The organism is Kitasatospora sp. NPDC097643 (genome assembly GCF_040302625.1).
GTDB lineage: Bacteria > Actinomycetota > Actinomycetes > Streptomycetales > Streptomycetaceae > Kitasatospora.
Window position 1 is genome coordinate 84,204 of the sequence record NZ_JBEOSA010000010.1, and the last position, 23,263, is coordinate 107,466.

The window sequence follows — 23,263 nt, forward strand, 5'->3', positions numbered from 1 at the left end:
GGACAGGTGTAGGGCGGTCGTCGGGCGGGTGTGCGGACGGACGGGTGCTCGGCGCCCAGGGAACGGCGGGCGGGGGAGGACGAAGGGCGTTATTTCGATCCTGGCCGAAATTGGGCCCGGTCCAGACCACCCCTCTGGTGTGTCGGGTGGGGCGCTGTCAGGATCCCGACCCGGCACACCCGTGCCAGGACCGAACGTCTGAAGGAGGCACCATGCAGCCCACAGCAGAGCAGGTTCGCGCGCTCAAGGACGAGGACTTCCGGCTCACCCTCGGCCAGGGCGGCCAGGCCCACCCGGCCGGAGACCTGTCCGACGAGGTGTACGTGACCGCCGCGGTGCAGGCCAGCACCTGTGGCGGCTGGTCCAGCTGCGCGCACGTCTGCAGCTTCTGAGCCGACGGCCCGTGGGCGCGCGCACCCCGGCCCCGACGCCGCCGCGCACCCACGGGCCCCCAGCCGGTTCCGGCTCCGACCCGATTCCCCCGCACCGAGCCCAGAGAGGCGGCACCACCCCGTGGTCGACGCGTCCGAATTCCGCCGGGCCGCCGCCCGCGCCGTCCCGCTCGCCGCCCGTGGGCGGATCCCGGCGGACACCCGGGCCGCCGCCGACCCGGAACGCCTCGAACGTGCCGGACGGGTCCTCGACCGCTGGCGCGCCCAGCCGCCCTTCGACCGGGCCGGCTGGTTCGAGCGCCGCCTCGCCGCCGACGGCCTCGACCCGGAAGCCCTGCGCGCCCTGCTCGCCGAACACCCGGACACGCTCGCCGACCGCCTCGGCACACCCCCCTGGGCCGAACGCCTCGCCACCGCCTTCGAAGCCGGCCGCACCCTCGACATCCCCGAGGAACACGCCTTCGCCCGGCTCGCCGCCCCGCTGCTCGCCGAGGCCCGCGACCGTCTGCGCACCGGCCTCGCGGCCCTGGGCGGGACCACCCCGGACGCGACCACCCTCGGCACCCCCGAGCAGCTGACCGCGCTGCTGCTGCCCGCGCTCACCGCCGCCGCCCACGGGACGGCCGTCCGCACCGTCATCACCGAACTCCACGTCGCCCGGCTCACCCACCAGTTGACCGGCGACACCCCCGAACAGCGCTACCGGGACTTCCTCGACCGGCTCACCGAACCCGGTCGGGCGCTCCAGCTCCTCACCGAATACCCCGTCCTGGCCCACCGGTTGGCCACCACCGCCGAGCAGTGGGCCGACACCGGCCTCACCCTGCTCCGCCGCCTCGCCGCCGACCTGCCCGACCTCGTCCGCACCTTCGCCGACGGCCGTCCGCTCGGCCGGCTCACCGAGCTCACCACCGGCCTCGGCGACCCGCACCGGGGCGGCGCCACCGTCAGCATCCTGCGCTTCGAGCGCGGCACCCGCCTCGTCTACAAGCCGCGCCCGCTCGCCGCCGAGACCCACTTCCAGCAACTCCTGCGCTGGCTCAACCCGCAGCTGCGACTGCCCCTGCACGACCTCGCCCACCTGGCCCGCGACGGCTACGGCTGGGTCGAGCACGTCACCGCCGAACCAGCCCGCGACGGCGCGGAGTTGAGTGCCTTCTACCACCGCGCCGGCACCCTCGCCGCACTGCTCCACACCCTGGACGCGGTCGACTGCCACGCCCAGAACCTGCTCGCCGTCCACGACCAGCCGGTCCTCATCGACCTGGAGGCCCTGCTCCACCCCGACCTGCCCGAACCCGCCAAGGACCTCTCCGAGTCCGAACGCCTTGCCCGCCACCAGGCCCGGCACTCGGTGCTCCGCTCCGGCCTGCTCCCCGAACGGATGTGGGACGAGGGCAACGGCGGCACCGACCTCTCCGCGCTCGGCTGGGACCCGGCCAGCCTGCCGCCCCGCCCCGCGCCCGTCCTGGTCGACCAGGGCACCGACCGACTCCGGCTGGAGTACCGCCGGGTGGCCGTCGCCGCGCCCGGCAGCCGACCCGTCCCGGCCGGGCAGCCGCTGCGCCTCGCCGAGCACGTCGACGAACTGGCCGCCGGGTTCACCGAGGCGTACCGGATCCTCGCCGCCCACCGAGGCCAACTCGGGGAGCTGATACGGGCGTTCGCGAGCGACGAGACCCGGATACTGCGCCGCGACACCTTCGAGTACCGCAGCCTGCTCGCCACCGCCTGCCACCCCGACCTGCTCCGGGACGGCCTCGACCAGGACCGCCACCTCGACCGGCTCTGGGCCCTCGCCGCGTGGGAGGAGCACGCCCTCGCCTACCTCGACCACGAACGCGCCGACCTGTGGCGCGGCGACGTCCCCGTCTTCACCATCCGCCCGGACGGCGTGGACGCCCGCTCCTCGACCGGCGCCGTCCTCCCCGGGGTCGCCGACCGGCCCGCACTCGACCTCGCCCTGGCCAAGCTCGCCGCGCTCGGCGAGGAGGACCTGGCCCGCCAACTCCAGCTGCTGCGACTCTCGGTGACCACGGCGGACGGCGCCCGCGAGCCGCGCCGCCGCCCGGGTGCGGCCGTGGTCGCCGTGGGCGCGGAACCCGTGGAAGCGCTCGACACCCTCGCCGACCGCGCCCTCGCCAAGGCCGTCGAAGCGGGGGAGCAACTGCTCCGCGAGGCCTACCGGGGCCGGGCCGACCTCGCCTGGGTCGGCCCCAACTGGGCGCCGCCCGGCCGCTGGGCACCCGCCGAACTCGGCCCCGACCTCTACAGCGGCACCGCCGGCGTCACCCTCTTCCTGCACCAGCTGGCCACCGCCACCGGCGACCGCGAGCACCGGCGAGCCGCCCAGGCCGCAGAGCTGACGCTACGTCAGCAGATCCGACGGCGGGCCGACCGGTTCGGCGGCGGACTCGCCGGCGCCGGCGGTGTGCTCTACACCCTCGCCCAGCTCGCCGCCCACCACCCCGGCGCCGACCTCGACGCGCTGGCCGCGCTGGTGCTCGACCGGGTCGCCGTCGCCGCCCCCGAGGACACCCACCACGACCTCGTGGCCGGCAATGCGGGCACCATCGGCGGCCTGCTCGCCTGGGCGGCCGTCCGCCCCGGCCCGGCCGTCACCGCCGCCCTCGCCGCCTGCGCCGAACGCCTCGTCCGGACCGCGACCCCGCACCCCGAGGGCGGCGTCGGCTGGCTGCCCGCCACCCTCGCGGCCACCGTCACCCGCCCGCTGGCCGGCTTCGCCCACGGCGGCTCCGGCATCGCCTGGGCGCTCACCCGGGCCGGCCACCGCCTCGGCGATCCGCATTTGCCCCAACTCGCCCTGGCCGCCCTGGAGTACGAACGCACCCTGTTCGACCCGGCCGCCGCCAACTGGCGCGACGTCCGCGAGGACGGCGGCCCCGACGCCCCGTCCTTCCCCACCCTCTGGTGCCACGGCGCGGCCGGGATCGCCCTGGCCCGCGTCGAACTCGTCGAACTCCTCGAAGGCGCCGAACTGCTCCCGGACGGCTCCGAGTTGCTCCGCAAGGAATGTGACACCGCACTCGACACCGTGCTCCGGGAGGGCTTCGGCCACAACTTCTCGCTCTGCCACGGCGACCTCGGCAACCTCGAACCCCTCCTCCGCGCCGGCGGCACCTGGCGCGCCGCCGGCCTCCGCCAGGCCCGGGCCACCCTCGACGACCTCGACACCCGCGGCTGGATCTGCGGCCTGCCCCACGGCGTCCACAGCCCCTCCCTCCTGGTCGGTCTCGCCGGCATCGGCCACGGCCTCCTCCGCCTGGCCGCCCCCACCACCACCCCCGCCGTCCTCACCCTCCAGCCGCCGACCCCCTGACTCCGCCAGGGGGCCGGGTTGCTCGGCCGGGCCACGCCGGCCGGTGCCCGGATGGACGAAGCGGCCGCCTTCCTGGACCGGATCGGCCAGGACATCGTGCGCGGCGTCCGGCGGTGGCAGGAGGAGAACCGGGCCGGATGAGGGACCATGGCGGTATGGAGCTGAGGATCGAGGCCACCGACCTGCCGGGCCGCGAGTGCGCCGCCGGGCCCGACCACCCGGGGTACCAGGACATCCACGTGGCCGTTCAACGCCGGGGCAAGCCGGCCGAGTTGCTCGACCCGCAGCCGGGGGACGCGGCGCGCGCCCGGTGGTCGCTGGAGTGCGTGGTGAAGCCGGCGCCGGGCGGCGGGCTGGACGTCACCGGACCGTACGTCCAGGGCGGGCCCGGCGGCCGGTTCGTCTACCTCAACTGGGTGGCCGGGCACGGTGAGGCGCGGGAGATGTTCCGCCGGGCCAAGCTGCTGCTGGAGGCGGTGGACCGGGAGACCGTCGAGGCGGCCGCGGCGAGCGGACTGCTGGTCGCCCGGCTGGGCCTGACGGACGTCAAGGGGTATCCGCTCTGCGCCGCCGTCTGCCCCCCGCTGGTGAGCTGGTCGGCGGGGTGAGACGCGAGGAGGGCCCCGCGCGCCGTGCGGGGCCCTCCTCCTGGCGGATGGTTCAGTGTTCGGCTCAGTTGTACGTCGTGGTGACGGTCACGCCGCCGAAGCCCTGCTGGGCGTAGAGGCTGAAGTACACCCAGCCGGCCGGCGGGTTGGCGATGGTGAGGGTCTCACCGTTGCCCGCGGTCGCGGACTTGGCCAGGTACGAGCCGGTGGTGGCCCAGGCGCCGCCGTTGTAGTACAGGTCGGCGTTGCCGGTGCCGCCGCTGCTGGTGATGGTCAGCTGCTTCACCCCGGCGGGCAGGTACAGGAAGCTGTAGCTGTAGTTGCCGGTGGTGGCGGCGACGCCGTCGCGGCGGCAGTTCTTGTCGTACTGCCGGGCGTCGGTGGCGGTGCAGAGCGGGGCCTGGCTGGTGGGCAGCGAGCCGCAGTTGTCGGCGGCGCAGGCCTTGAGCCAGCTGGCGAAGTCGGCGTCGTACGAGGTGCCGATGGTGTTCTTGAGCAGGGCGCGGGCGCCGGTCCAGTCGCCGACCCGGTACTTGGCGAGCAGCGCGTCGACGTCCTGCGGGTGCGACTGGAGCATGTAACGCACCGCCAGGTAGCCCCAGTTGTAGATCCGGGTGGAGTCGGCGTTGGCGTAGGTGCTGTCGAAGAGGGTGCTCAGCGCGTAGGTGCCCTGGCCGGCCTGCGCGACGGCGGCGTCGTAGTGGACGCCCCGGTAGCTGTAGGAGACGTACTCGGCGAGGCCCTCGACCCACCAGACGGTCGGGGTGGTCATCCCGTCGTCGAAGTTGCCGTAGAAGTCGTAGCGGCCGTCGAGGTAGTGGGTGTACTCGTGGTTGAGGTTCCAGATCTGGAACGTGGGGCGCAGCCAGTCGGCCTCGTGCGCGATGAAGCGGGCCTGGTTGCCGACCTTGGACGGGTCGCCCTCCTCGTACATGCCGCCGTTGTCGACGGCGATGCTGTACATCTCCCAGGCGTAGAGGCTGTAGTTGTAGTAGTCGTCGAAGACGACGACCTCGAGGCTGGTGTTGTTGTCGTTGGCGACCGGGCCGCTGTCCTTGACCAGCTTGTGGAAGAAGGCGTCCTCGTTGACCAGGCTGGTGCAGGTGTCGGTGAGCTGCTGCGCGGTCATGTCCTGCGCGCGGATGCGCAGGTTCGCGTTGCAGGTGTAGTTGATGGTGAGCACGAGCGGGACGAGCCGGGTGGGCAGGTCACAGGTGCCGTAGTAGGCGCAGTTGCCGGTGTCCTTCTTCTCCGCGAACCAGACCAGGTTCATGGTGAGCGGGGCGGTGGCGCCGACCAGCGGGTAGCGGTTGATCAGGTCCTTGACGATCGGGCGGCCCTGGGCCTTGAGCGCGTCGACCGCGACCAGGTTGCCGATCAGGATGCCGATCGAGGTCACCGTGTCCGAGCCGGTGAGCTGCGAGGCGTTGCGGGTGACGAAGGACGCCATGGAGGTGGCGAACGAGGGGTCGGCCTGGAGGGCGGCGGTGAAGTCCGTCCGGTCGAAGCCGCGCTCGATGACGGTCTTGGTGTTGGCGACGGCGGTGGCCATCGAGCCGGACCAGGAGGTGGTGTAGCCGTCGAGCAGCCGCTTGACGACGCCGGTGTAGCGGGCGTTCTCCTGGGCGCTGTCGATCAGGGTGACGGCTTCGGCGAGGGTCTGGCCGTTGGCCTCGGTGACGTCCTTGCTGTGCGGGGCGGCGAAGAAGCCGTCCAGCGCGCCGCGGATGGCGGTCTGCAGGGTGGTGCCGTAGGTGCCGACCACGTCGGCGTGGTTCCACTGCACGTAGTAGCCGGCGCGGAGGAACACGACCAGCTGTCCGGCGGAGGTGGAGTTGTCGCCCGGGTAGGCGGCGGAGACGTCGCGCAGCGCGTTGGCGACGGTGGCCATCTGCGCCTCGTTGAAGGCGCCCTTGGCGTCGTTGCCGGTCAGGTTGTACAGCGTGTTGATGCAGTCCAGGCTCGCGGCCTTGACCTGCTGGACCAGTGCGGCACCGGAGTTGCCGGTGAAGGCGGAGACGTCGCAGCCGGTGGTCGCCGAGGGAGCGGCGGCGAGCTGCTTCGGCGCCTTGGCGGTCCCGAGGGCGCTGCCCGCCTTCGGGGCGACGGCCTTGGCCTGCGCGTCCGAGGCGAGCGGACGGGCGTCCTTGGGCGTGTCGGGGGACTTGGGCACGGGGATCGCGTGCGGGGCGGCGGCCTTGGCGGCACTGGCCTGCGTGGCCGTCGCCGGCTTGCCTGCCTGGGCGGCTGACGAGGTGTCGGCCGCGTGTGCCTGCGGCGCGAAGAGGCCGAGTGCGAGGAAGAAGGCGGCGCCGAGCGCGGGCAACTTGCGCGCCTGGGCCGCGGATATCCGGAAGGGACGCATCTGTGGGGGTCTCCGAAGAGTGGTGGCCGCGTGGTTGGGGACGCGGCCGCTCGATGTGTGACATGTAAAATGTCACACGAGTGGCCAGTGCGGGAAGACCCGGGAATGGATTGCCTCCGGCCGCAACCGAAACGTTGTCAGATCCGCCGCGACGCACCTCTACCTGTCGTGACCGGTCGCGACCCGCCGTGGCGTCAGGAATAAGCAGAAGCTGAGAGTTCGTTCTTGCAACTGATACGCAATAGTGTTGTCCTGAGCAAGATCGCCGATGTTCGACCTGCCGAAAGGGGCCGTGTCCTGATGGGCACCTACTCGCTTCCCGACCTGCCGTACGACTACTCCGCGCTGGAGCGCGCCATGTCGGCGGAGATCCTGGAGCTGCACCACTCCAAGCACCACGCCGCCTACGTCAAGGGCGCCAACGACACCCTGGAGCAGCTCGCCGAGGCGCGCGACAAGGACCAGCTCGGCGGCCTGGTCGGCCTGCAGAAGACCTTCGCCTTCCACCTGTCCGGCCACGTGCTGCACTCGCTGTTCTGGCAGAACCTCTCCCCGGAGGGCGGCGACCGCCCCGAGGGCGAGCTGGCCGACGCCATCGCCGAGCACTTCGGCAGCTTCGAGGCGTTCAGGAAGCAGCTCACCGCCGCCACCACCGGCGTCCAGGGCTCCGGTTGGGGCATCCTCTCCTGGGAGCCGCTCGGCAAGCGCCTGATCGTCGAGCAGGTCTACGACCACCACGGCAACGTCGGCCAGAACACCACCCCGCTGCTCGCCTTCGACGCCTGGGAGCACGCCTACTACCTCCAGTACCGCAACGTCCGCCCCGACTACGTCACCCGCCTGTGGGACGTCGTCAACTGGCAGGACGTCCAGGCCCGCTTCGCGGCCGTCCAGAGCGCCTGATCCCACGGCAGGCGAACGGCCCCGGGGCGCGCGCGGCCCGGGGCCCTTCCGTCGGTGATCAAGGCGTTCACCTGCAAATTCGTGCGAATGGTGGGAACCCTTCCGTCGCCGTTCACGTCCTGAGCCTCAGGGAGTTCGCAAGACGGATGGGGGAGCGGTCAACTGATGGACGTCAAGGCGCGCATGCGGGATCTGGGCCGCAGCCGGGTGGCACTCGCCGTGGCGGCGGCCGTGGTGGCGGCGAGCGTGTGGGGGGCGGTGGCCCTCGCCGGGCCGGACGGGACGCCCCAGCAGAACGTGACGCAGCAGCGTGACCCGTCCGGCGGCGAGGGCAGCAGCGACGGCAGCGACGACAGCGCCAAGGGCGGCACGAAGGGCGGCGACGGCGGCCCGCAGCCGGGCGGTATGCCCGAGTCCATCGCCCACGCCTCCGAGAGCGGAGGCAAGGCCGTCAACATCACCATCGACGACGGCCCCGACCCCACCTGGACCCCGAAGGTCCTCGACCTGCTCAAGCGCCACGGCGTGAAGGCGACGTTCTGCATGATCGGCCCGCAGGCCAAGGCCCATCCCGACCTGGTCAAGCAGGTCGTCGCGGCCGGCCACCGGCTCTGCGACCACACCGTGGACCACGACACCTCGATGGACAAGAAGCCCGTGCCCTACCAGGAGAAGCAGGTCCTGGACGCGAAGAAGATGATCGAGGACGCCGCCGGCGGCGCCAAGGTCCTGTACTTCCGGGCCCCCGGCGGCTCGTTCACCCCCGACAACCGCCGCATCGCCGCCGCGAACGGCATGCGCCCGCTCGGCTGGAACATCGACTCCAAGGACTTCAACAAGCCCGGCACCGCCGCCATCGTCGACACGGTCAAGAAGGAGATCGGCAACGGCCCGACCCTCCTCTTCCACGACGGAGGCGGCGACCGCCAGCAGACCGTCGAGGCCCTCGACCAGGTGCTCACCTGGCTCAAGGACCAGGGCCGCCCCACCGGCTTCCCGGTCATCACCACCCCGTGACCCCACCCCCTCCGGACAGCTGACCGCGTGGCCGGGGTGGGCAGGGCCCACCCCGGCCGTGGTGCGTGCTACGGCTGGAGCAGGGCCTGGTAGGTGTGCAGGGGTGCGTCGTTGTCGAGTGGGGCGATGGCGGCGACGTAGCCGTCCGGGCGGACCATGATCCGGCCGCCGTTCGGGAGGCCGTAGCGGGTGGCGGTGTGGCCGTCGGGGTCCTGGAAGACCGCGTCGTAGCCGGCCGAGGCGGTGTCGGCGGTGACGGTGGGGGCGACGAGCAGCTGACGGGCGGGCACGCCGGGCACCGGGGCCGGGGCCGGGGCGTCGACCGCCACGGTGAGCAGGACGTGCTCGTGCGCTCCGGCGAGCACCGCGCGCAGCTCCGGGCCGGCCGCGGGGAGGTGGTCGCCGGCGTGCAGCTCACCGCGGCCGCGGCCCTGGACCACGATCGGGCTCTTCCGGTACGCCACCGCGGTCTCCTCGGTGCGGTCGGCCATCGCCTGGCGGACCGGGGCCAGGGCGGTGAGCAGCTGCATCCCCTTGTTGCGCAGCTTCTGCGCGATCGGGTTGGCGAGGGTGCCGACCCTGGTCAGCGTGCCGGCGAACTGGATCACCTGGGCGCCGACCGGGTGGCGCTCCGCGTGGTAGCTGTCCAGCAGGGCCGGAGCGGCCTCGCCGCGGCTCACCAGGGCGAGCTTCCAGGCCAGGTTGTGCGCGTCCTGGATGCCGGTGTTCATGCCCTGGCCGCCGGCCGGGCTGTGCACGTGCGCCGCGTCGCCGGCCAGCAGCACCCGGCCGATCCGGTACGCGGGCACCTGGGCGTGGTGCACCTCGAAGACGGTGAGCCAGCGCGCGTCGCGGATCCGGATCGGGCGCTCGGCCCGTGCGTCCACCACTTGCTGGAGCCATTCCCGGGTCGCGGTGCGCTGTTCGGTCGTGGGGATGTTCGCGATCAGCCGCAGCCGGTCGCCCTCCATCGGGAAGACCAGCAGCGGGCCCTCGTGCGGCGAGAAGAAGGTGTACATGCTGTGCGGGTCGAGGTCGTGCTCGGCGTTCACGTCGCCCATCAGGAACTTCTCGCCCTTGAACCTGCCCTCCAGCGCGCTGCCGACCAGGCGGCGTGCCTTGCTGTGCCCGCCGTCGGCGCCCACCAGCCAGCTGGTGCCGGCGGTCTCCCGGCGCCCGTCGGCGTGCTCCAGCACCACCTGGACACCGTGCTCGTCCTGGGTCAGGCCGGTCAGGGTCACCTCGCGCTCGACGGTGACGCCGTGCCCGGCGAGGGCTTCGGTGAGGATGCGCTCGGTCTCGGTCTGCGCGATCGTGACGGAGTACGGGAACGGGCTGTCCACCAGGTCGAGGGCGATCCTGGCGACCACCTCGCCGTCCGAGTGCATCTCCATCGCGGTGGTCCGCACCCCGGCCCGGACCAGTTCGTCCACCAGGCCCAGCCGTTCGAACATCTCCAGGCTGCGGGCGTGCACGATGATGGCGCGGGACTCCGTGGTGGGCTCGGCCAGCCGGTCCACGATCCGCACCGGCACCCCGCGCCGGGCCAGCTCCAATGCGGCGGTCAGCCCCACCGGGCCCGCACCCACGACAATGATCGGCTCGCTCACCAGCAGTCCCCCTGTTCGTGCCAATGGAAGATCACCGGACGAACCGTCAACTTGGTTGTGCGCCCGCGTGATCGGCGAGAGCATATCGATCATCTGTGCGAGCGCTACCGCTTTTCCGCGAACCGGATGAGGGCCGGTCCGAGTGCGTGCAGACGCAGAAGCGCCGTGCCCCCACACGGGTGGGGCACGGCGCTCAGCCTTCACGTTCGCGGCGGGGTGTGACCGCTACGCCCCCTGCTGCGCGGCGCCGAAGAAGGCGTCCAGGAGCTGCTGGGCGGCCAGGCCGGCGGGCAGCGAGCCGTCCCGCACCTGGTGCTCCAACTGCGGGGCGAGGCGCTGTATGTCGGGGTGCTCGTGCAACCTCGCGTAGAGCTGGTCGTGGACCATCGCCCAGGTCCACTCGACCTGCTGGTCGCGGCGCTTCGCCGCCAGCGCACCGGTGGCGTCGAGGACCTTGCGGTGCTGCTGGAGGCGCTCCCACAGCACGTCCAGACCGGCGCCGTCCCGCCCGCTACAGGTCAGCACCGGCGGCGTCCACGGCGCGTCCGGGGCCTGCAACAGCCGCAGCGCGCCCGCGAGTTCACGGGCGGCAGCGCGAGCATCCGGCTCGTGCGGGCCGTCCGCCTTGTTGACCGCGATGACGTCGGCGAGCTCCAGCACGCCCTTCTTGATGCCTTGGAGCTGGTCGCCGGTGCGGGCCAGGCTGAGCAGCAGGAAGGTGTCGACCATCCCGGCCACCGTCGTCTCGGACTGGCCGACGCCGACCGTCTCGATCAGGACGACGTCGTAGCCGGCCGCCTCCATCACCACCATGGACTCCCGGGTGGCCTTGGCGACGCCGCCGAGGGTCCCGGAGGTGGGGGAGGGGCGGACGAAGGCGTGCGGGTCGACGGCCAGGCGCTCCATCCGGGTCTTGTCGCCCAGGATGGAGCCGCCCGTCCGGCTCGACGTCGGGTCGACGGCGAGCACCGCGACCCGTCGGCCCAGCGCCGTCAGCATCGAGCCGAAGGAGTCGATGAAGGTCGACTTGCCGACACCGGGCACGCCGGTGATGCCCACCCGGACCGCCCCGCCCGCGTGCGGCAGCAGCCGCTGGAGCAACTGCTGCGCGAGCGCGCGGTGGTCGGGCCGGGTGGACTCGACGAGGGTGACGGCCCGCGCGATCCAGGCGCGCGAGCCGTCGAGGACACCCGTCACATAGCTGTCGAGGTCGATCGTCCGCGGAGGCATGGAGCTCAGCGGCTCACAGCTCGTGGCCGAGGTCGGCCGCCAGCGACTTCAGCAGGTCGTACGCGGCGTCCGGGATGACCGTGCCGGGCGGGAAGACCGCCGCCGCCCCCGCCTCGTACAGCGCGTCGAAGTCCTGCGGGGGGATGACCCCGCCGACCACGATGGTGATGTCCTCCCGGCCCGCCGCGGCGAGCTCGGCGCGCAGCGCGGGCACCAGGGTGAGGTGACCGGCGGCCAGCGAGGAGACGCCGACGATGTGCACGTCCGCCTCGACGGCCTGGCGGGCGACCTCGGCCGGGGTCTGGAACAGCGGACCGACGTCCACCGTGAAGCCGAGGTCGGCGAAGGCGGTGGCGATCACCTTCTGGCCGCGGTCGTGGCCGTCCTGGCCCATCTTGGCGACCAGGATGCGCGGCCGCCGGCCCTCGGCCTGCTCGAACCGCTCGACCAGGTCACGGGTGCGCTGGAGGGAGGCCGACGGGCCCGCTTCGTCTCGGTACACACCGGAGATGGTACGGATCTGGCCGGAGTGCCGGCCGTACACCTTCTCCAGGGCGTCGGAGATCTCGCCGACGGTGGCCTTGGCGCGGGCCGCGTTGACCGCCAGGTGCAGCAGGTTGCCGTCCAGCGAACCGCCGCGCTGCGGGCCGGCCTCAGCGGCCCGGGTCAGCGCGTGCAGCGCGTCCTGGCACGCCGCCTCGTCGCGCTCCGCGCGCAGCCGGCGGAGCTTCTCGAGCTGCCGGGCGCGCACCGAGGAGTTGTCGACCTTGAGCACGTCGATCTGCTCGTCGCTCTCCACCCGGTACTTGTTGACGCCGATCACCGGCTGGCGGCCGGAGTCGATCCGGGCCTGGGTGCGGGCCGCGGCCTCCTCGACGCGCATCTTGGGGATGCCCGCGTCGATCGCCTTGGCCATGCCGCCGGCCGCCTCGACCTCCTGGATGTGCTGCCAGGCCCGACGCGCCAGGTCGTGGGTGAGCTTCTCGACGTAGGCCGAGCCGCCCCACGGGTCGATCACCCGGCAGGTGCCCGACTCCTGCTGGAGCAGCAGCTGGGTGTTGCGGGCGATCCTGGCGGAGAAGTCGGTGGGCAGCGCCAGCGCCTCGTCGAGGGCGTTGGTGTGCAGCGACTGGGTGTGGCCCTGGGTGGCGGCCATCGCCTCCACGCAGGTCCGGGTCACGTTGTTGAACACGTCCTGGGCGGTGAGCGACCAGCCGGAGGTCTGCGAATGGGTGCGCAGCGAGAGGGACTTGGCGTTCTTCGGGTCGAACTGCTTGACCAGCTTGGCCCAGAGCAGCCGGGCCGCGCGCAGCTTGGCGACCTCCATGAAGAAGTTCATGCCGATCGCCCAGAAGAACGACAGCCGCGGCGCGAAGGCGTCCACGTCCAGCCCCACGTCCAGGCCCGCGCGCAGGTACTCCACACCGTCGGCGAGGGTGTACGCCAGCTCCAGGTCGGCGGTGGCCCCGGCCTCCTGGATGTGGTAGCCGGAGATGGAGATCGAGTTGTACCGGGGCATCTTCTGCGAGGTGTACGCGAAGATGTCCGAGATGATCCGCATCGAGGGCTGCGGCGGGTAGATGTAGGTGTTGCGGACCATGAACTCCTTGAGGATGTCGTTCTGGATGGTCCCCGCCAGCTTCTCGGGCGGCACCCCCTGCTCCTCGGCCGCCACGATGTACAGCGCCAGGACGGGCAGCACCGCGCCGTTCATGGTCATCGACACCGACATCTTGTCCAGCGGGATGCCGTCGAACAGCTGGCGCATGTCGTAGATCGAGTCGATCGCCACGCCCGCCATGCCGACGTCGCCGGTGACCCGCGGGTGGTCGCTGTCGTAGCCGCGGTGGGTCGGCAGGTCGAAGGCGACCGACAGGCCCTTCTGGCCGGCCGCGAGGTTGCGGCGGTAGAAGGCGTTGGACTCCTCGGCGGTGGAGAAGCCCGCGTACTGGCGGACCGTCCACGGCTGGTTGACGTACATGGTCGGGTACGGCCCGCGCAGGTACGGGGCGACGCCGGGGTAGGTCTCCAGGAAGTCCAGGCCGGCGAGGTCGGCCGGGGTGTACAGCGGCTTGACGCCGATGCCCTCCGGGGTGTCCCAGACCAGCTCGTCGACGTCCTTGCCGGTGGACTGCCGCCAGGCGGCCTGCCACTGCTCGCCGGTGACGCCGGGGGCGTTGCCGTCCAGCCCGATTCCGGTGAAGTCAGGGATCATCGGGCCACTCCGATCAGGTCCAGCAGGGAGGTCAGGGCGGCGACCGCGTCACCGCCGGCGAAGATGAACCCGTCGACTCCGGCGGGCACCTCGGCGAGCCGGCCGGCCAGCAGCACCCGCTGCGCGCCGGCCGCCTTCAGGGCCCCGGCCACCGCCTCGGCGTGCTCGCCGTACAGCGTGTCGCTGGAGCAGAGGCAGGCGACGGTGGCGCCGGAGGCGGCGAAGGCCTCGGCGAAGGCGGCCGGGTCGACGGACTCCACCGAGGTGGTGGCGATCCCGCCGGCCTGGAACAGGTTGGCCGCGAAGGTGGTCCGCGCGGTGTGCGCGGCGGCGCCGCCGATCGAGGCGAGGAACAGCGCCGGACGGGCGCCGGTGGCCGCCAGGTGGGCGTCCGAGCGGTCCCGCAGCGCCTCGTAGGCCTCGGCGCGGCGCACCCGGGGCAGCCCGCCGCCGGGCCCGGCCGGGGCCGGCTCGCGGACCAGCGGCTGCTCGTCCAGGTGCGGGAACTCGCTGACGCCGGTGACCGGTTCACGCCGCTTGGCCAGGCGCACCGAGCGCTCGGCCCAGGTCGCGGCGATCCGCTCGCCGACCAGCCCGGAGGCGAGCGCGGCCTGGAGGCCGCCGGCCCGCTCGATCTCCTGGAACCAGGCCCAGGCGGCCTGCGCCAGCTCCTCGCCGAGCTGCTCGACGTACCAGGAGCCGCCGGCCGGGTCGATCACCCGGGCCAGGTGGGACTCCTCCAGCAGGATCGACTGGGTGTTGCGGGCGATCCGGCGGGCGAACGCGTCGGGCAGGCCGAGCGCGGTGTCGAAGGGCAGCACGGTGACGGCGTCGGCTCCGCCGACCCCGGCCGCCAGACAGGCGACGGTGGTGCGCAGCATGTTCACCCACGGGTCGCGGGCGGTCATCATCACCCGGGAGGTGACGGCGTGCTGGCGCTGCGCCGAGGCCGCCGGGGAGGCGCCGGACACCTCGGCGACCCGGGCCCAGAGGCGGCGCGCGGCACGGAACTTGGCGATCGTCAGGAACTGGTCGGCGTCGGCCGCGTAGCGGAACTCCAGCTGGCCGAGCGCGGCGTCCACGGACAGGCCGGCCCCGGTCAGCGTGCGCAGGTAGGCGACGCCGGTGGCGAGCGAGCAGCCGAGCTCCTGCGCGGCCGAGGCGCCGGCCTCGTGGTAGGGCAGGGCGTCGACGGTCAGCGCCCGCAGCTGCGGGTGGCCGTCGGCGCAGCGGGCGGCGAGCGCGGCGGCGTCGGTGAGCAGCGCGTCGGTGCGGGCGCCGTCGCCGGTGCGGGCCTGGAGGCCCAGCGGGTCGGCGCCGAGGTTGCCGGCGGCGGCGCCGGGGGAGACCTCGCGCTCCTCGTAGAGCTTGAACAACTGCTCGGCGGCGTCGGCGAATTCGGCGCCGGCGTCGAGCACCACGGCGGCCAGGTCCAGGTACACCCCGGCCAGTGCCTCGGGCAGCGCGGCGATCGGCAGCGCGTCACCGCCGAGTTCGAGCCAGAGCGAGCCGACGCCGTTCTCCAGGTCGGCGAGGACCGCCTCGTTGGCGCGCCGCCGGTCCGGGTCGGCGTGCCGCTGGCGGACGTCCCAGCCGGCGACGGCCGAACCCTGCGGCCGGCCGCCGCGCAGGAACGGCGGGAAGCCCGGGTAGCCGGGCGCGACCGCGGTGTCCTCGGCGGTGTACAGCGGGCGGGCGCGCAGCCCGTCCTGGAGCTCGGTGGTGAGCGCCTGCTCGGCGGCGGCGCCGTCCTCGGGCTGGGCACCGGACTTGCGCAGCACGCCCTCGACGAGCTGCTGCCACTGCTCACGGTGCGCGGCCGGGAACTCGGCGGCGAGGGGGAGCCCTTCGGGCGGGACCTTCATGACCGCAGGTTAGCGCCCGTTCGCGTAGGCACAGCAGGGGCGGCCGGTGTGACCTTTCCCTCGATTTGGTGAGTTCTCAGCACTCCGGACGCCGAGGAGTGCCCGAAACGGTGGCACCGCAGGTCAGGGGCGGTGTCGCGGGTGGCGTTCGCGGGGTGGGGGCGGGGGGATTGCGGAACCCGGCACCTCATCTATTAAGTTACTTAGAAGAAGGCGGGGGCGTTCCCCCGTGCGCCCCCGCCTGCCTCCGCCGTGCCCGCCCCCGGGCGCGCCCCCCGTGCCCGTCCCCGTGCTCGTGCCCGTCCCCCGAAGGAGCCCACCGCGATGGGAAAGCGCCGCAAGCCCAGCCCCCCGAGCCGGGCCCGCCTCGCGGTGGTCAGCACGGTCACCACGGCCCTGGCCGGCGGCGCCGTCCTCACCGCCGGCAGCGCCCACGCCGAACCGACGCCCACCCTCGCCTCCGTCAAGGAGCAGGTCGACCAGCTCAACGAGGAGGCCGAGCAGTCCATCGAGCGCTACAACGGCTTCCAGGACAAGCAGCAGAAGCTCCAGGGCGAGGCCAACCGGATCCAGGAGAAGGTCGCCCGCGGCCAGGAGGCGATGAACGAACTGCGCGGCCGGCTCGGCGCGGTGGCCGCCGACCAGTACCGCAGCAACGGCATCGACCCGTCCGTCCAGCTGATGCTCGACTCCGACCCGGCCGCCTACCTGGAACGCGCCTCGGTGCAGAACCAGGTCGCCGACTCGCAGACCGCCCTGCTCAAGCAGGCCCGCGACGAACAGCGCCGACTCGACCAGGACCGCGCCGAGGCCACCGCCACCCTCGCCCAACTCGACTCCGTGGGCGCCTCGTTGGCGGAGCAGAAGAAGCAGATCCAGACCCGGCTGGCGCAGGCCCAGGCCCTGCTCAACAAGCTCGGCGCCGCCGACCGGGCCAAGGTCAACGCCCAGGACGCCGCCGCCCGCGCCTCCCGCTCCGCCGAACGCCCCAGCTACACCGGCCCGGCCACCGGCCGCGCCGCCGCCGTCGTCCAGTTCGCCTACGCCCAGCTCGGCAAGCCCTACGTCTGGGGCGCCACCGGCCCGTCCGGCTACGACTGCTCCGGCCTCACCGGCGCCGCCTACCGCGCGGCCGGCGTCTCGCTCTCCCGGGTCTCCCAGGACCAGTGGAAGGACGGCCCGCGCATCGCCCGCGCCGACCTCCAGCCCGGTGACCTGGTCTTCTTCTACTCCGACCTGCACCACGTCGGCCTCTACGTCGGCGACGGCAAGATGATCCACGCCCCGCGCACCGGCAAGAACGTCGAGATCCTCCCGATCGACGCCATGCCCTACGTCGGCGCCGTCCGGCCCTAAGACCTGTCGCCTGCGTTTCGACCGATCGGGGCCCGGCCGCTCGTGGGGAGCGGCCGGGCCGACGGATCAGTTGTTGATGATCTGGAGCTTGGCGCTGCTGCCGATCGTGCCGCCCACGTAGAGGGTGTGGCCGTCGGGGCCGGCCGCCAGGCCGTTGATCTGCTCCTCGTCGGGGCTCACCGTCTCGTCCGCGACGGTGGTGCCCGCGACGGCGTCGAGGGAGAGCACCGACGGGCCCGCGTTGTAGTCCTCCTGGGCCACGTAGAAGCGGCTGCCGTCGGCGCTGGCGCGCGGGGCGTGCAGGTCGGCGTAGCCGGCGGTGAGGGTGACGTGCTTGGTGACGGTGTCGGTGGCGGGGTTGATCAGATCGCCCTGGCCGCCGCCGGCGCCGCCGGCCAGCGCGAGCAGCTTGCTGCCGTCCGGGGTGAGGGCGAGGTCGTACTCGACCGCGGTGGCGGTGCCGGTGACGGTGCCGACGACGGTCGGCGCGCCGCCGGCGGTGCTCAGGTGCAGCACCCCCGCGTTGCCGCCGACGTACACGTCCCGGCCGTTCGGCCGGACCACGACCGAGCCGGTGAAGCTCGCGGAGACCTGCACGGAGCCGGTGAACGCCTGCTGCGCGGTGGCGAAGGTCAGGACCCGGCCCTGACCGAACTGGCGGTAGGCCGTCGGGCCGTTCTGGGCCACGTAGACGGTGGTGCCGTCCGGGCTGACCACGAGCCCGGTGACGGTGCCCGCGCTCCAGCCGGCCTGGCGGGGCTGGTCGGGCAGGGCGACCGTGCTGACGACGGTCAGCGAGGCGGTGTTCACCACGGTGAGCTGCGGCCCGTTCAGGACGTACAGGCGCGAGCCGTCCGAGCTGAGTGCCGCGTACACGCTCCACGTGGTGGTGCCCAGGGTGACCTGGCCGGTGACCGCGTCGGTCCTGGTGTTGACCGCCTTGACCTTCACGGTGTTGTCGGCCTCGGTCGCCACGACGTAGGCCTTGGACCCGTCCGGGCTGACCACCGGCAGGGCCGCGCGGGCGCCCACCGTGATGACGGCCTCGGTGCCGGAGACCGGAGCGGCCGCCCCGGCGGTGGTCCCGGTCAGCGCCAGGACGGCCGCGGCCGCGGCCACAGTGGTCCAGCGGACGGTCTTCACCCGAGTGTTCTTGGACATCACATCCCCCTTGTGCACCGCACGTTGCGGTGTCGGGGGCAGGCTAGCGGATCGGTCCGACATCCTGATGGACGATCAGCGCTCCTCCGTTTCCCGGCGGCGATGGGCCACGGCCGCCTACGGGTACGGAGCGCGGGCCACGGGTGCGGCTACGGGTGCGGGGCGCAGGCCAGCAGGTACGGCAGCACCGGTGCCGCCAGCGCGCCCACCCGGCAGGCCAGTTGGTGGCCGCGCCCGGTCGCGCCGGGCCGGGCCAGCCGCCGGACCCGGGCCAGCACCCCGGTGGCGGCCACCGCCAGCGACCCGTCCGTCCGGGTCGGTGAGGTCCCCGGCGGGGTGTCCGGCGGGGTGTCCGGCGAGGCGCCCGACGAGGTGCCCGGCGGGGTGTCGACCGGGCTGCCCGCCGAGGTGGCCAGGGCGCAGAGCGCGGAGGCCAGTTCAGCGCGCGACACCTGCCGCAGCGCGGCGTCGTCGGCCGCCATCTCCAGCAGCAGCGCGAGCTCCGACCGCCCGAGCCGGGCCAGTGGCAGCGGGCCGAGCAGGACCGCGAAGGCGTCCGCCGGCAGCCGGAACAGGTGGTGGCGGCCGCGGATGTGCCCGCGCTCGTGCGCCACCGCCGCCGCGACCTGCCGCTCGTCCAGCAGCCGCAGCGCCCCGCGCGAGAGGACCACCCGGGAGCGGCGGCCGGGCAGGCAGTAGACCGTCGGGTGGGCGTGCTCCAGGACCAGGGCGCCCCAGCGCCGGTCGCGCACCGCGACCACGTCCAGCACCGCCCGGTGCCGCCGCCGCGCCCGCTCCGCGCGGAGCCCGACGGCCGTCACCACCGCGCCCAGCGCGGCCGCGGCGGCCGTCGGCAGCCACCAGCCGTGGGCGTGGACGGCGAGCGGCCGGGCCGGCTCCACGTGCGGGAGCAGTCCGATCAGTCCGGCCGGCTCGTGGGCGAAGGGCTGCGCCGCGTGGTGCGCGGCGAGCAGCAGCGCGACCAGGAAGGAGGCCATCAGGGCCAGCCAGAGCACCGCGCCCGCCACCGGACGCGCCTGGAGCCGGGCGGAGCCGGCCAGCCGCCGGGGGAGCAGCACCCCGGTCACCGCGAGGCAGAGGACGAGCAGCGCGAGCGTCACTCGGCGTCCCGGGCCTTCACCTGCTCCAGGGCGGCCAGCAGTGCGCCGGCCTCGTCGCCGCTGATGCCGTCGACGAAGTGCAGCAGCGCGCCCGCCCGGTCCGGGGTGGTCTCCAGCGCCTGGTGCATCAGCTGGGCGGTGTACGCCTCCCGGGTGCAGGTCGGCTCGTACACCCAGGCCCGGCCGACCTTGTCCCGGCGCAGCCAGCCCTTGGTGTGCAGGATGTCGGCCACCGTGGTCACGGTGGTGTACGCGACCGGCCGCTGCTGTTGCAGGTCGTCGACGACCTCGCGCACCGTGGCCAGCCGGCCCCAGGACCAGAGCCGGTCCATGATCTCGGCCTCCAGGTCACCGAACCCGCGCAGCACCGTCCGATTCCTCCCTCGCCGACCGCCGGCGACCTCCGCCCGCTGGAACCCGCCCATCGTACGGCCCGCACCGGCCCGGGCGGGCCGCACGGCCGCGATCTTCTACAGGACTGTCGAAGTTGTCAGTGGAAGGGGTTATGCTCGGCGAGGTTGCAAAACGGCGCCCCGCTCGGTGCGCCCCGGCCGGGAGGAGGCGAGAGACATGGACTGCAGTAGTCCGGGCCACAGTTGCCCCTGCCCCCGCATGCCCTCGACCACCTCCGGCACGCGGTAACAACCCTCCCTGCACGTTCTCCTGACGCGCCGTCACGCGCTCCTGTCCGTGACTCCGCCGTCCGGCGCGGCGTCATGCCCGCACGTCCTCGCAGGGGAGGGCTGGCGCGTGCTGCCCGAACGCCCCCTCCGGTGAGGGGGCAGGGAGGCCCGACATGACCAACCTGACGCTCGACCCGAAGGTCCCCACGACTCCCACCCGCACCGCCGTCCTCGACGACGCCCACCTCGGCGACATCAAGGGCGCGCTCGGCACCGTCCGCCTGGACGACACCGCCCCGCGCCACGGGCTGTCCGCCCGCCTCAAGACGCTGCTCGCGGTCGTCGGCCCCGGCCTGATCGTCATGGTCGGCGACAACGACGCCGGCGCCTTCGCCACCTACGGCCAGGCCGGCCAGAACTACGGCACCGGGCTGCTCTGGACGCTGCTCCTGCTCATCCCCGTCCTGTACGTCAACCAGGAGATGGTGCTGCGCCTGGGCGCCGTCACCGGAGTCGGCCACGCCCGCCTCATCCTGGAGCGCTTCGGGAGGTTCTGGGGCGCGTTCTCGGTGATCGACCTCTTCCTGCTCAACGCGCTCACGCTGGTCACCGAGTTCATCGGCATCACCCTCGCGGCGGGCTACCTCGGCCTGCCCAAGGCGCTGTCCGTCGTCCTCGCCGCGGCGGTCATCATCGCCTCCGCGTTCACCGGCTCGTTCCGGCGCTTCGAGCGGGTCGCGATAGCCCTGTGCGCGGGCTCGCTGCTGCTGGTGCCGGTCTACTTCCTGGTCCACCCGTCGACCGGGCGGATGGCCCACGACCTCGTCGTCCCGCAGCTGCCCGGCGGCACCGGCGAACTGTCCGGCGTCATGCTGCTGATCATCGGCATCGTCGGCACCACCGTCGCGCCCTGGCAGCTGTTCTTCCAGCAGTCGTACGTCATCGACAAGCGGATCACCCCCCGGTTCATGACGTACGAGAAGATCGACCTGTGGATCGGCATCGCCGTCGTGATCGTCGGCGCCGCCGCCATGACGGGCTTCACCGCCGCCGCCTTCGCGAACACCGACGGGCTCGGGCAGTTCACCGACGCGGCCGGCATCGCGCAGGGCCTCGCCGACAAGGCGGGCCGGACCGCCGGCGTGCTGTTCGCGATCGCCCTGCTGGACGCCTCGATCATCGGCGCCTTCGCGGTCTCGCTCTCCACCGCCTACGCGATCGGCGACGTCTTCGGGATCAAGCACTCGCTGCACCGGGGCGTCGGCGGCGCCAAGGGCTTCTACGCCGTCTACGCCGGCCTGGTCGCGCTCGCCGCCACCGTCGTGCTCATCCCCGGCTCGCCGCTCGGCCTGCTCACTGCGGGCGTCCAGACCCTCGCCGGGGTGCTGCTGCCCTCCGCCTCGGTCTTCCTGCTGCTGCTCTGCAACGACAAGGACGTCCTCGGCCCCTGGGTCAACGGCCCCCGGACCAACGCCTTCACCTCGGCCGTCGTCGGCGTCCTGGTGACGCTCTCGGTCATCCTGACCGCCTCGGTGCTGTTCCCCGGGATCAGCGCCGGTGCCATCCTCACCATCATGGCCGGCTGCGGCACCGCCGGTGTGCTCGCCGCCGGGTACGCCTTCACCCGCCGTCGGACCGCCACCAAGGAGGACCCCCTCGACCGCACCGGCCGGGCCGACTGGCGGATGCCGCCGCTGGAGAGCCTCGCCAAGCCCGTCGTCTCCACCGGCTACAAGCTCGGCATGGGAGCTTTGCGGACGTACCTGCTGGTCGCGATGATCCTGGTGATCGTGAAGATCGTCCAGACCGCCCTGGGCGCCTGACCGGCCCGCCGACCGGTGGCGGGCGCCGCCGCCCGCCGCCGGACCGTCCCCTCCGCACCCGAAGGAGGTGCCGTCGTGCACACCCTGACCACCGTCGAGTTCCTCATCCGGCTGGCCACCGGGGTCGCCTGCGGCGCGCTGATCGGCGTCGAACGCCAGTGGCGGGCCCGGATGGCGGGCCTGCGCACCAACGCCCTGGTGGCCGCCGGGGCCACCCTGTTCGTCCTCTACAGCGAGGCCGTCGGCGACGCCGGCAGCCCCACCCGGGTCGCCTCGTACGTGGTCTCCGGCATCGGCTTCCTCGGCGGTGGCGTGATCCTGCGCGACGGCGCCGGCGTCCGCGGCCTCAACACCGCTGCCACCCTGTGGTGTTCGGCTGCCGTCGGGGTGCTGGCCGCGGCCGGGAAGCTGGAGTTCGCGGTCCTCGGCACGCTCGCCGTCCTCACCGTCCACCTCGTCCTCCGCCCGGCCGGCCGGATGCTCGACCGCGCCCCGCAGGCCGGCAGCGACCCGGACTCCACCACCCGCGCCACCGTCCACCTGGAGTGCGAACGCAACACCGAGACCCACATCCGCGCCCTGCTGCTCCAGGCCCTCACCGCCTCCGGACTCGCCCCCACCGGCCTGCGCGCCCGCCGGGACGACCGCGGCGAGGCCACCAGCCTGCGGGCCACCGTGGCGATCACCGGGCACGTCGCCCCCGCGCTCGAACAGGTCGTCACCCGGCTCTCGCTCGAACCCGGCGTCCGCGACCTGCACTGGCACCTCGACGAGGACCCCGACGACCCGGCCCGCCCCGCGCTCGCCTGACCGCCCCGCGCGCGTCCGACAGCCCGCGCGCATCCGACCGCTCGCGCGTCCGACCGCACCGCATCGCACCAGGAGGCCCCCGTTGTTCGCACCCGTGCTCACGCCCGACCCCGAACACGGGCCGCTGGTGCCGATGCTGCTGCTCCTCACCGTCGTCACCGGCGTGGTGGACGCCGTCAGCTACCTCGCCCTCGGCCACGTCTTCGTGGCCAACATGACCGGCAACGTCGTCTTCCTCGGCTTCGCCCTCGCCGGCGACCCGGGGCTCTCCGCCACGTCCTCACTCACCGCGCTGGCCGCCTTCCTGCTCGGCGCACTGGCCGGCGGTCACCTCGCCGAACGGCTCCCCGGCCACCGGGGCCGCCTGCTGGTGGCCGTCGTCGCGGCCGAGGCGGTGCTCGTCACGGCGAGCACCGCCCTGGCCGCGTTCGCCGGACATACCGGCGACCAGGTCCGGTACACCCTGATCGGGCTGCTCGGCTTCGCCATGGGCGGCCAGAACGCGGTGGTCCGCGCCCTCAGGGTGCCCGACCTGACCACCACGGTGCTCACCATGACCATCACCGCCCTCGCCGCCGACCGCACCGGCCCGCGCCGCCTCGCCTCCGCCGCCTGGATGTTCGCCGGAGCCCTCGTCGGTGCTCTGCTCGTCCGGCACACCACCGTCCCGGTCGCCCTGGCCCTCGCGCTCACCCTCCTCCTCGCCGTTGCCGCCCTCACCCACCACGCGGCCAAACCCCAGCCCGCCTGGACCCGCCCCGCCGCCCGCTGAGGTCCGGGCCCGGCGGGCTGGCCCGATCCTCGCGGTACCTGGCCATCGGGCC

Annotated in this window: 17 protein-coding genes; 9 read left to right on the forward strand and 8 right to left on the reverse strand. The window is 73.4% G+C overall.

Features of this window, described 5'->3' with window-relative positions; all coding sequences use genetic code 11:
• Positions 1-212: 212 nt before the first annotated feature.
• From ABTY15_RS09730 to ABTY15_RS09740, 3 genes are all read left to right on the forward strand, one after another.
• Positions 213-392, forward strand: a complete 180-nt coding sequence (locus tag ABTY15_RS09730; RefSeq protein WP_350578946.1) for a hypothetical protein — start codon at positions 213-215, stop codon at positions 390-392.
• A gap of 121 nt (positions 393-513) precedes the next feature.
• Positions 514-3,732, forward strand: a complete 3,219-nt coding sequence (locus ABTY15_RS09735) for a type 2 lanthipeptide synthetase LanM family protein (protein ID WP_350578948.1) — start codon at positions 514-516, stop codon at positions 3,730-3,732.
• A gap of 155 nt (positions 3,733-3,887) precedes the next feature.
• Positions 3,888-4,340 carry a DUF5990 family protein gene (locus ABTY15_RS09740; RefSeq protein ID WP_350578949.1) on the forward strand — a complete coding sequence of 151 codons (453 nt, stop codon included), beginning with the start codon at positions 3,888-3,890 and terminating at the stop codon, positions 4,338-4,340.
• Between the two features lie 64 nt (positions 4,341-4,404).
• On the opposite strand, the gene ABTY15_RS09745 is transcribed toward ABTY15_RS09740, so the two are convergent.
• A complete protein-coding gene (locus ABTY15_RS09745) occupies positions 4,405-6,705 on the reverse strand; it encodes a M9 family metallopeptidase (RefSeq protein ID WP_350578952.1) in 2,301 nt (766 codons plus the stop codon).
• Between the two features lie 300 nt (positions 6,706-7,005).
• Here ABTY15_RS09745 and ABTY15_RS09750 point away from each other — a divergent pair, with 300 nt between their 5' ends.
• Both ABTY15_RS09750 and ABTY15_RS09755 read left to right on the forward strand, forming a co-directional pair.
• Entirely contained in the window at positions 7,006-7,608 is a 603-nt protein-coding gene (locus ABTY15_RS09750; RefSeq protein WP_350578954.1) for a superoxide dismutase, read from the forward strand.
• A gap of 165 nt (positions 7,609-7,773) precedes the next feature.
• On the forward strand, positions 7,774-8,625 hold the full coding sequence (locus tag ABTY15_RS09755; protein WP_350578958.1) for a polysaccharide deacetylase family protein: 852 nt from the start codon (positions 7,774-7,776) through the stop codon (positions 8,623-8,625).
• Positions 8,626-8,693: 68 nt separating this feature from the next.
• On the opposite strand, the gene ABTY15_RS09760 is transcribed toward ABTY15_RS09755, so the two are convergent.
• The 4 genes from ABTY15_RS09760 to ABTY15_RS09775 form a co-directional block, all read right to left on the reverse strand.
• Positions 8,694-10,235, reverse strand: coding sequence for an FAD-dependent monooxygenase (locus ABTY15_RS09760; RefSeq protein ID WP_350578961.1), 1,542 nt, complete (start codon positions 10,233-10,235; stop codon positions 8,694-8,696).
• Positions 10,236-10,460: 225 nt separating this feature from the next.
• Entirely contained in the window at positions 10,461-11,465 is a 1,005-nt protein-coding gene (meaB, locus tag ABTY15_RS09765; protein WP_350578963.1) for a methylmalonyl Co-A mutase-associated GTPase MeaB, read from the reverse strand.
• A 13-nt stretch (positions 11,466-11,478) separates the two neighbouring features.
• On the reverse strand, positions 11,479-13,680 hold the full coding sequence (scpA, locus tag ABTY15_RS09770; RefSeq protein WP_350578966.1) for a methylmalonyl-CoA mutase: 2,202 nt from the start codon (positions 13,678-13,680) through the stop codon (positions 11,479-11,481).
• The gene (locus tag ABTY15_RS09775) at positions 13,677-15,545 is read right to left on the reverse strand and encodes a methylmalonyl-CoA mutase family protein (RefSeq protein ID WP_350578968.1); all 1,869 of its coding nucleotides are present in this window, start codon (positions 15,543-15,545) and stop codon (positions 13,677-13,679) included. Before ABTY15_RS09775 ends, scpA begins: the two co-directional genes overlap by 4 nt.
• 324 nt (positions 15,546-15,869) lie before the next feature.
• Between ABTY15_RS09775 and ABTY15_RS09780 the strand changes: the two genes are divergently transcribed.
• A complete protein-coding gene (locus ABTY15_RS09780) occupies positions 15,870-16,901 on the forward strand; it encodes a C40 family peptidase (protein WP_350578970.1) in 1,032 nt (343 codons plus the stop codon).
• Positions 16,902-16,967: 66 nt separating this feature from the next.
• Here ABTY15_RS09780 and ABTY15_RS09785 read toward each other — a convergent pair whose 3' ends face one another.
• The 3 genes from ABTY15_RS09785 to ABTY15_RS09795 form a co-directional block, all read right to left on the reverse strand.
• Positions 16,968-18,062, reverse strand: coding sequence for a hypothetical protein (locus ABTY15_RS09785; protein ID WP_350578973.1), 1,095 nt, complete (start codon positions 18,060-18,062; stop codon positions 16,968-16,970).
• Positions 18,063-18,211: 149 nt separating this feature from the next.
• Entirely contained in the window at positions 18,212-19,183 is a 972-nt protein-coding gene (locus ABTY15_RS09790) for a M56 family metallopeptidase (RefSeq protein WP_350578975.1), read from the reverse strand.
• Positions 19,180-19,548 (reverse strand): BlaI/MecI/CopY family transcriptional regulator, encoded by a 369-nt coding sequence (locus ABTY15_RS09795; protein WP_350579127.1) that lies wholly within the window; start codon positions 19,546-19,548, stop codon positions 19,180-19,182. Before ABTY15_RS09795 ends, ABTY15_RS09790 begins: the two co-directional genes overlap by 4 nt.
• A 431-nt stretch (positions 19,549-19,979) precedes the next feature.
• Between ABTY15_RS09795 and ABTY15_RS09800 the strand changes: the two genes are divergently transcribed.
• The 3 genes from ABTY15_RS09800 (at position 19,980) to ABTY15_RS09810 (ending at position 23,211) form a co-directional block, all read left to right on the forward strand.
• Entirely contained in the window at positions 19,980-21,629 is a 1,650-nt protein-coding gene (locus ABTY15_RS09800; RefSeq protein ID WP_350578978.1) for an NRAMP family divalent metal transporter, read from the forward strand.
• Between the two features lie 75 nt (positions 21,630-21,704).
• Complete coding sequence (locus ABTY15_RS09805) at positions 21,705-22,439, forward strand: MgtC/SapB family protein (protein ID WP_350578981.1); 735 nt, start codon at positions 21,705-21,707, stop codon at positions 22,437-22,439.
• Positions 22,440-22,572: 133 nt separating this feature from the next.
• Positions 22,573-23,211 (forward strand): YoaK family protein, encoded by a 639-nt coding sequence (locus ABTY15_RS09810; RefSeq protein ID WP_350579134.1) that lies wholly within the window; start codon positions 22,573-22,575, stop codon positions 23,209-23,211.
• Positions 23,212-23,263: the final 52 nt, after the last annotated feature.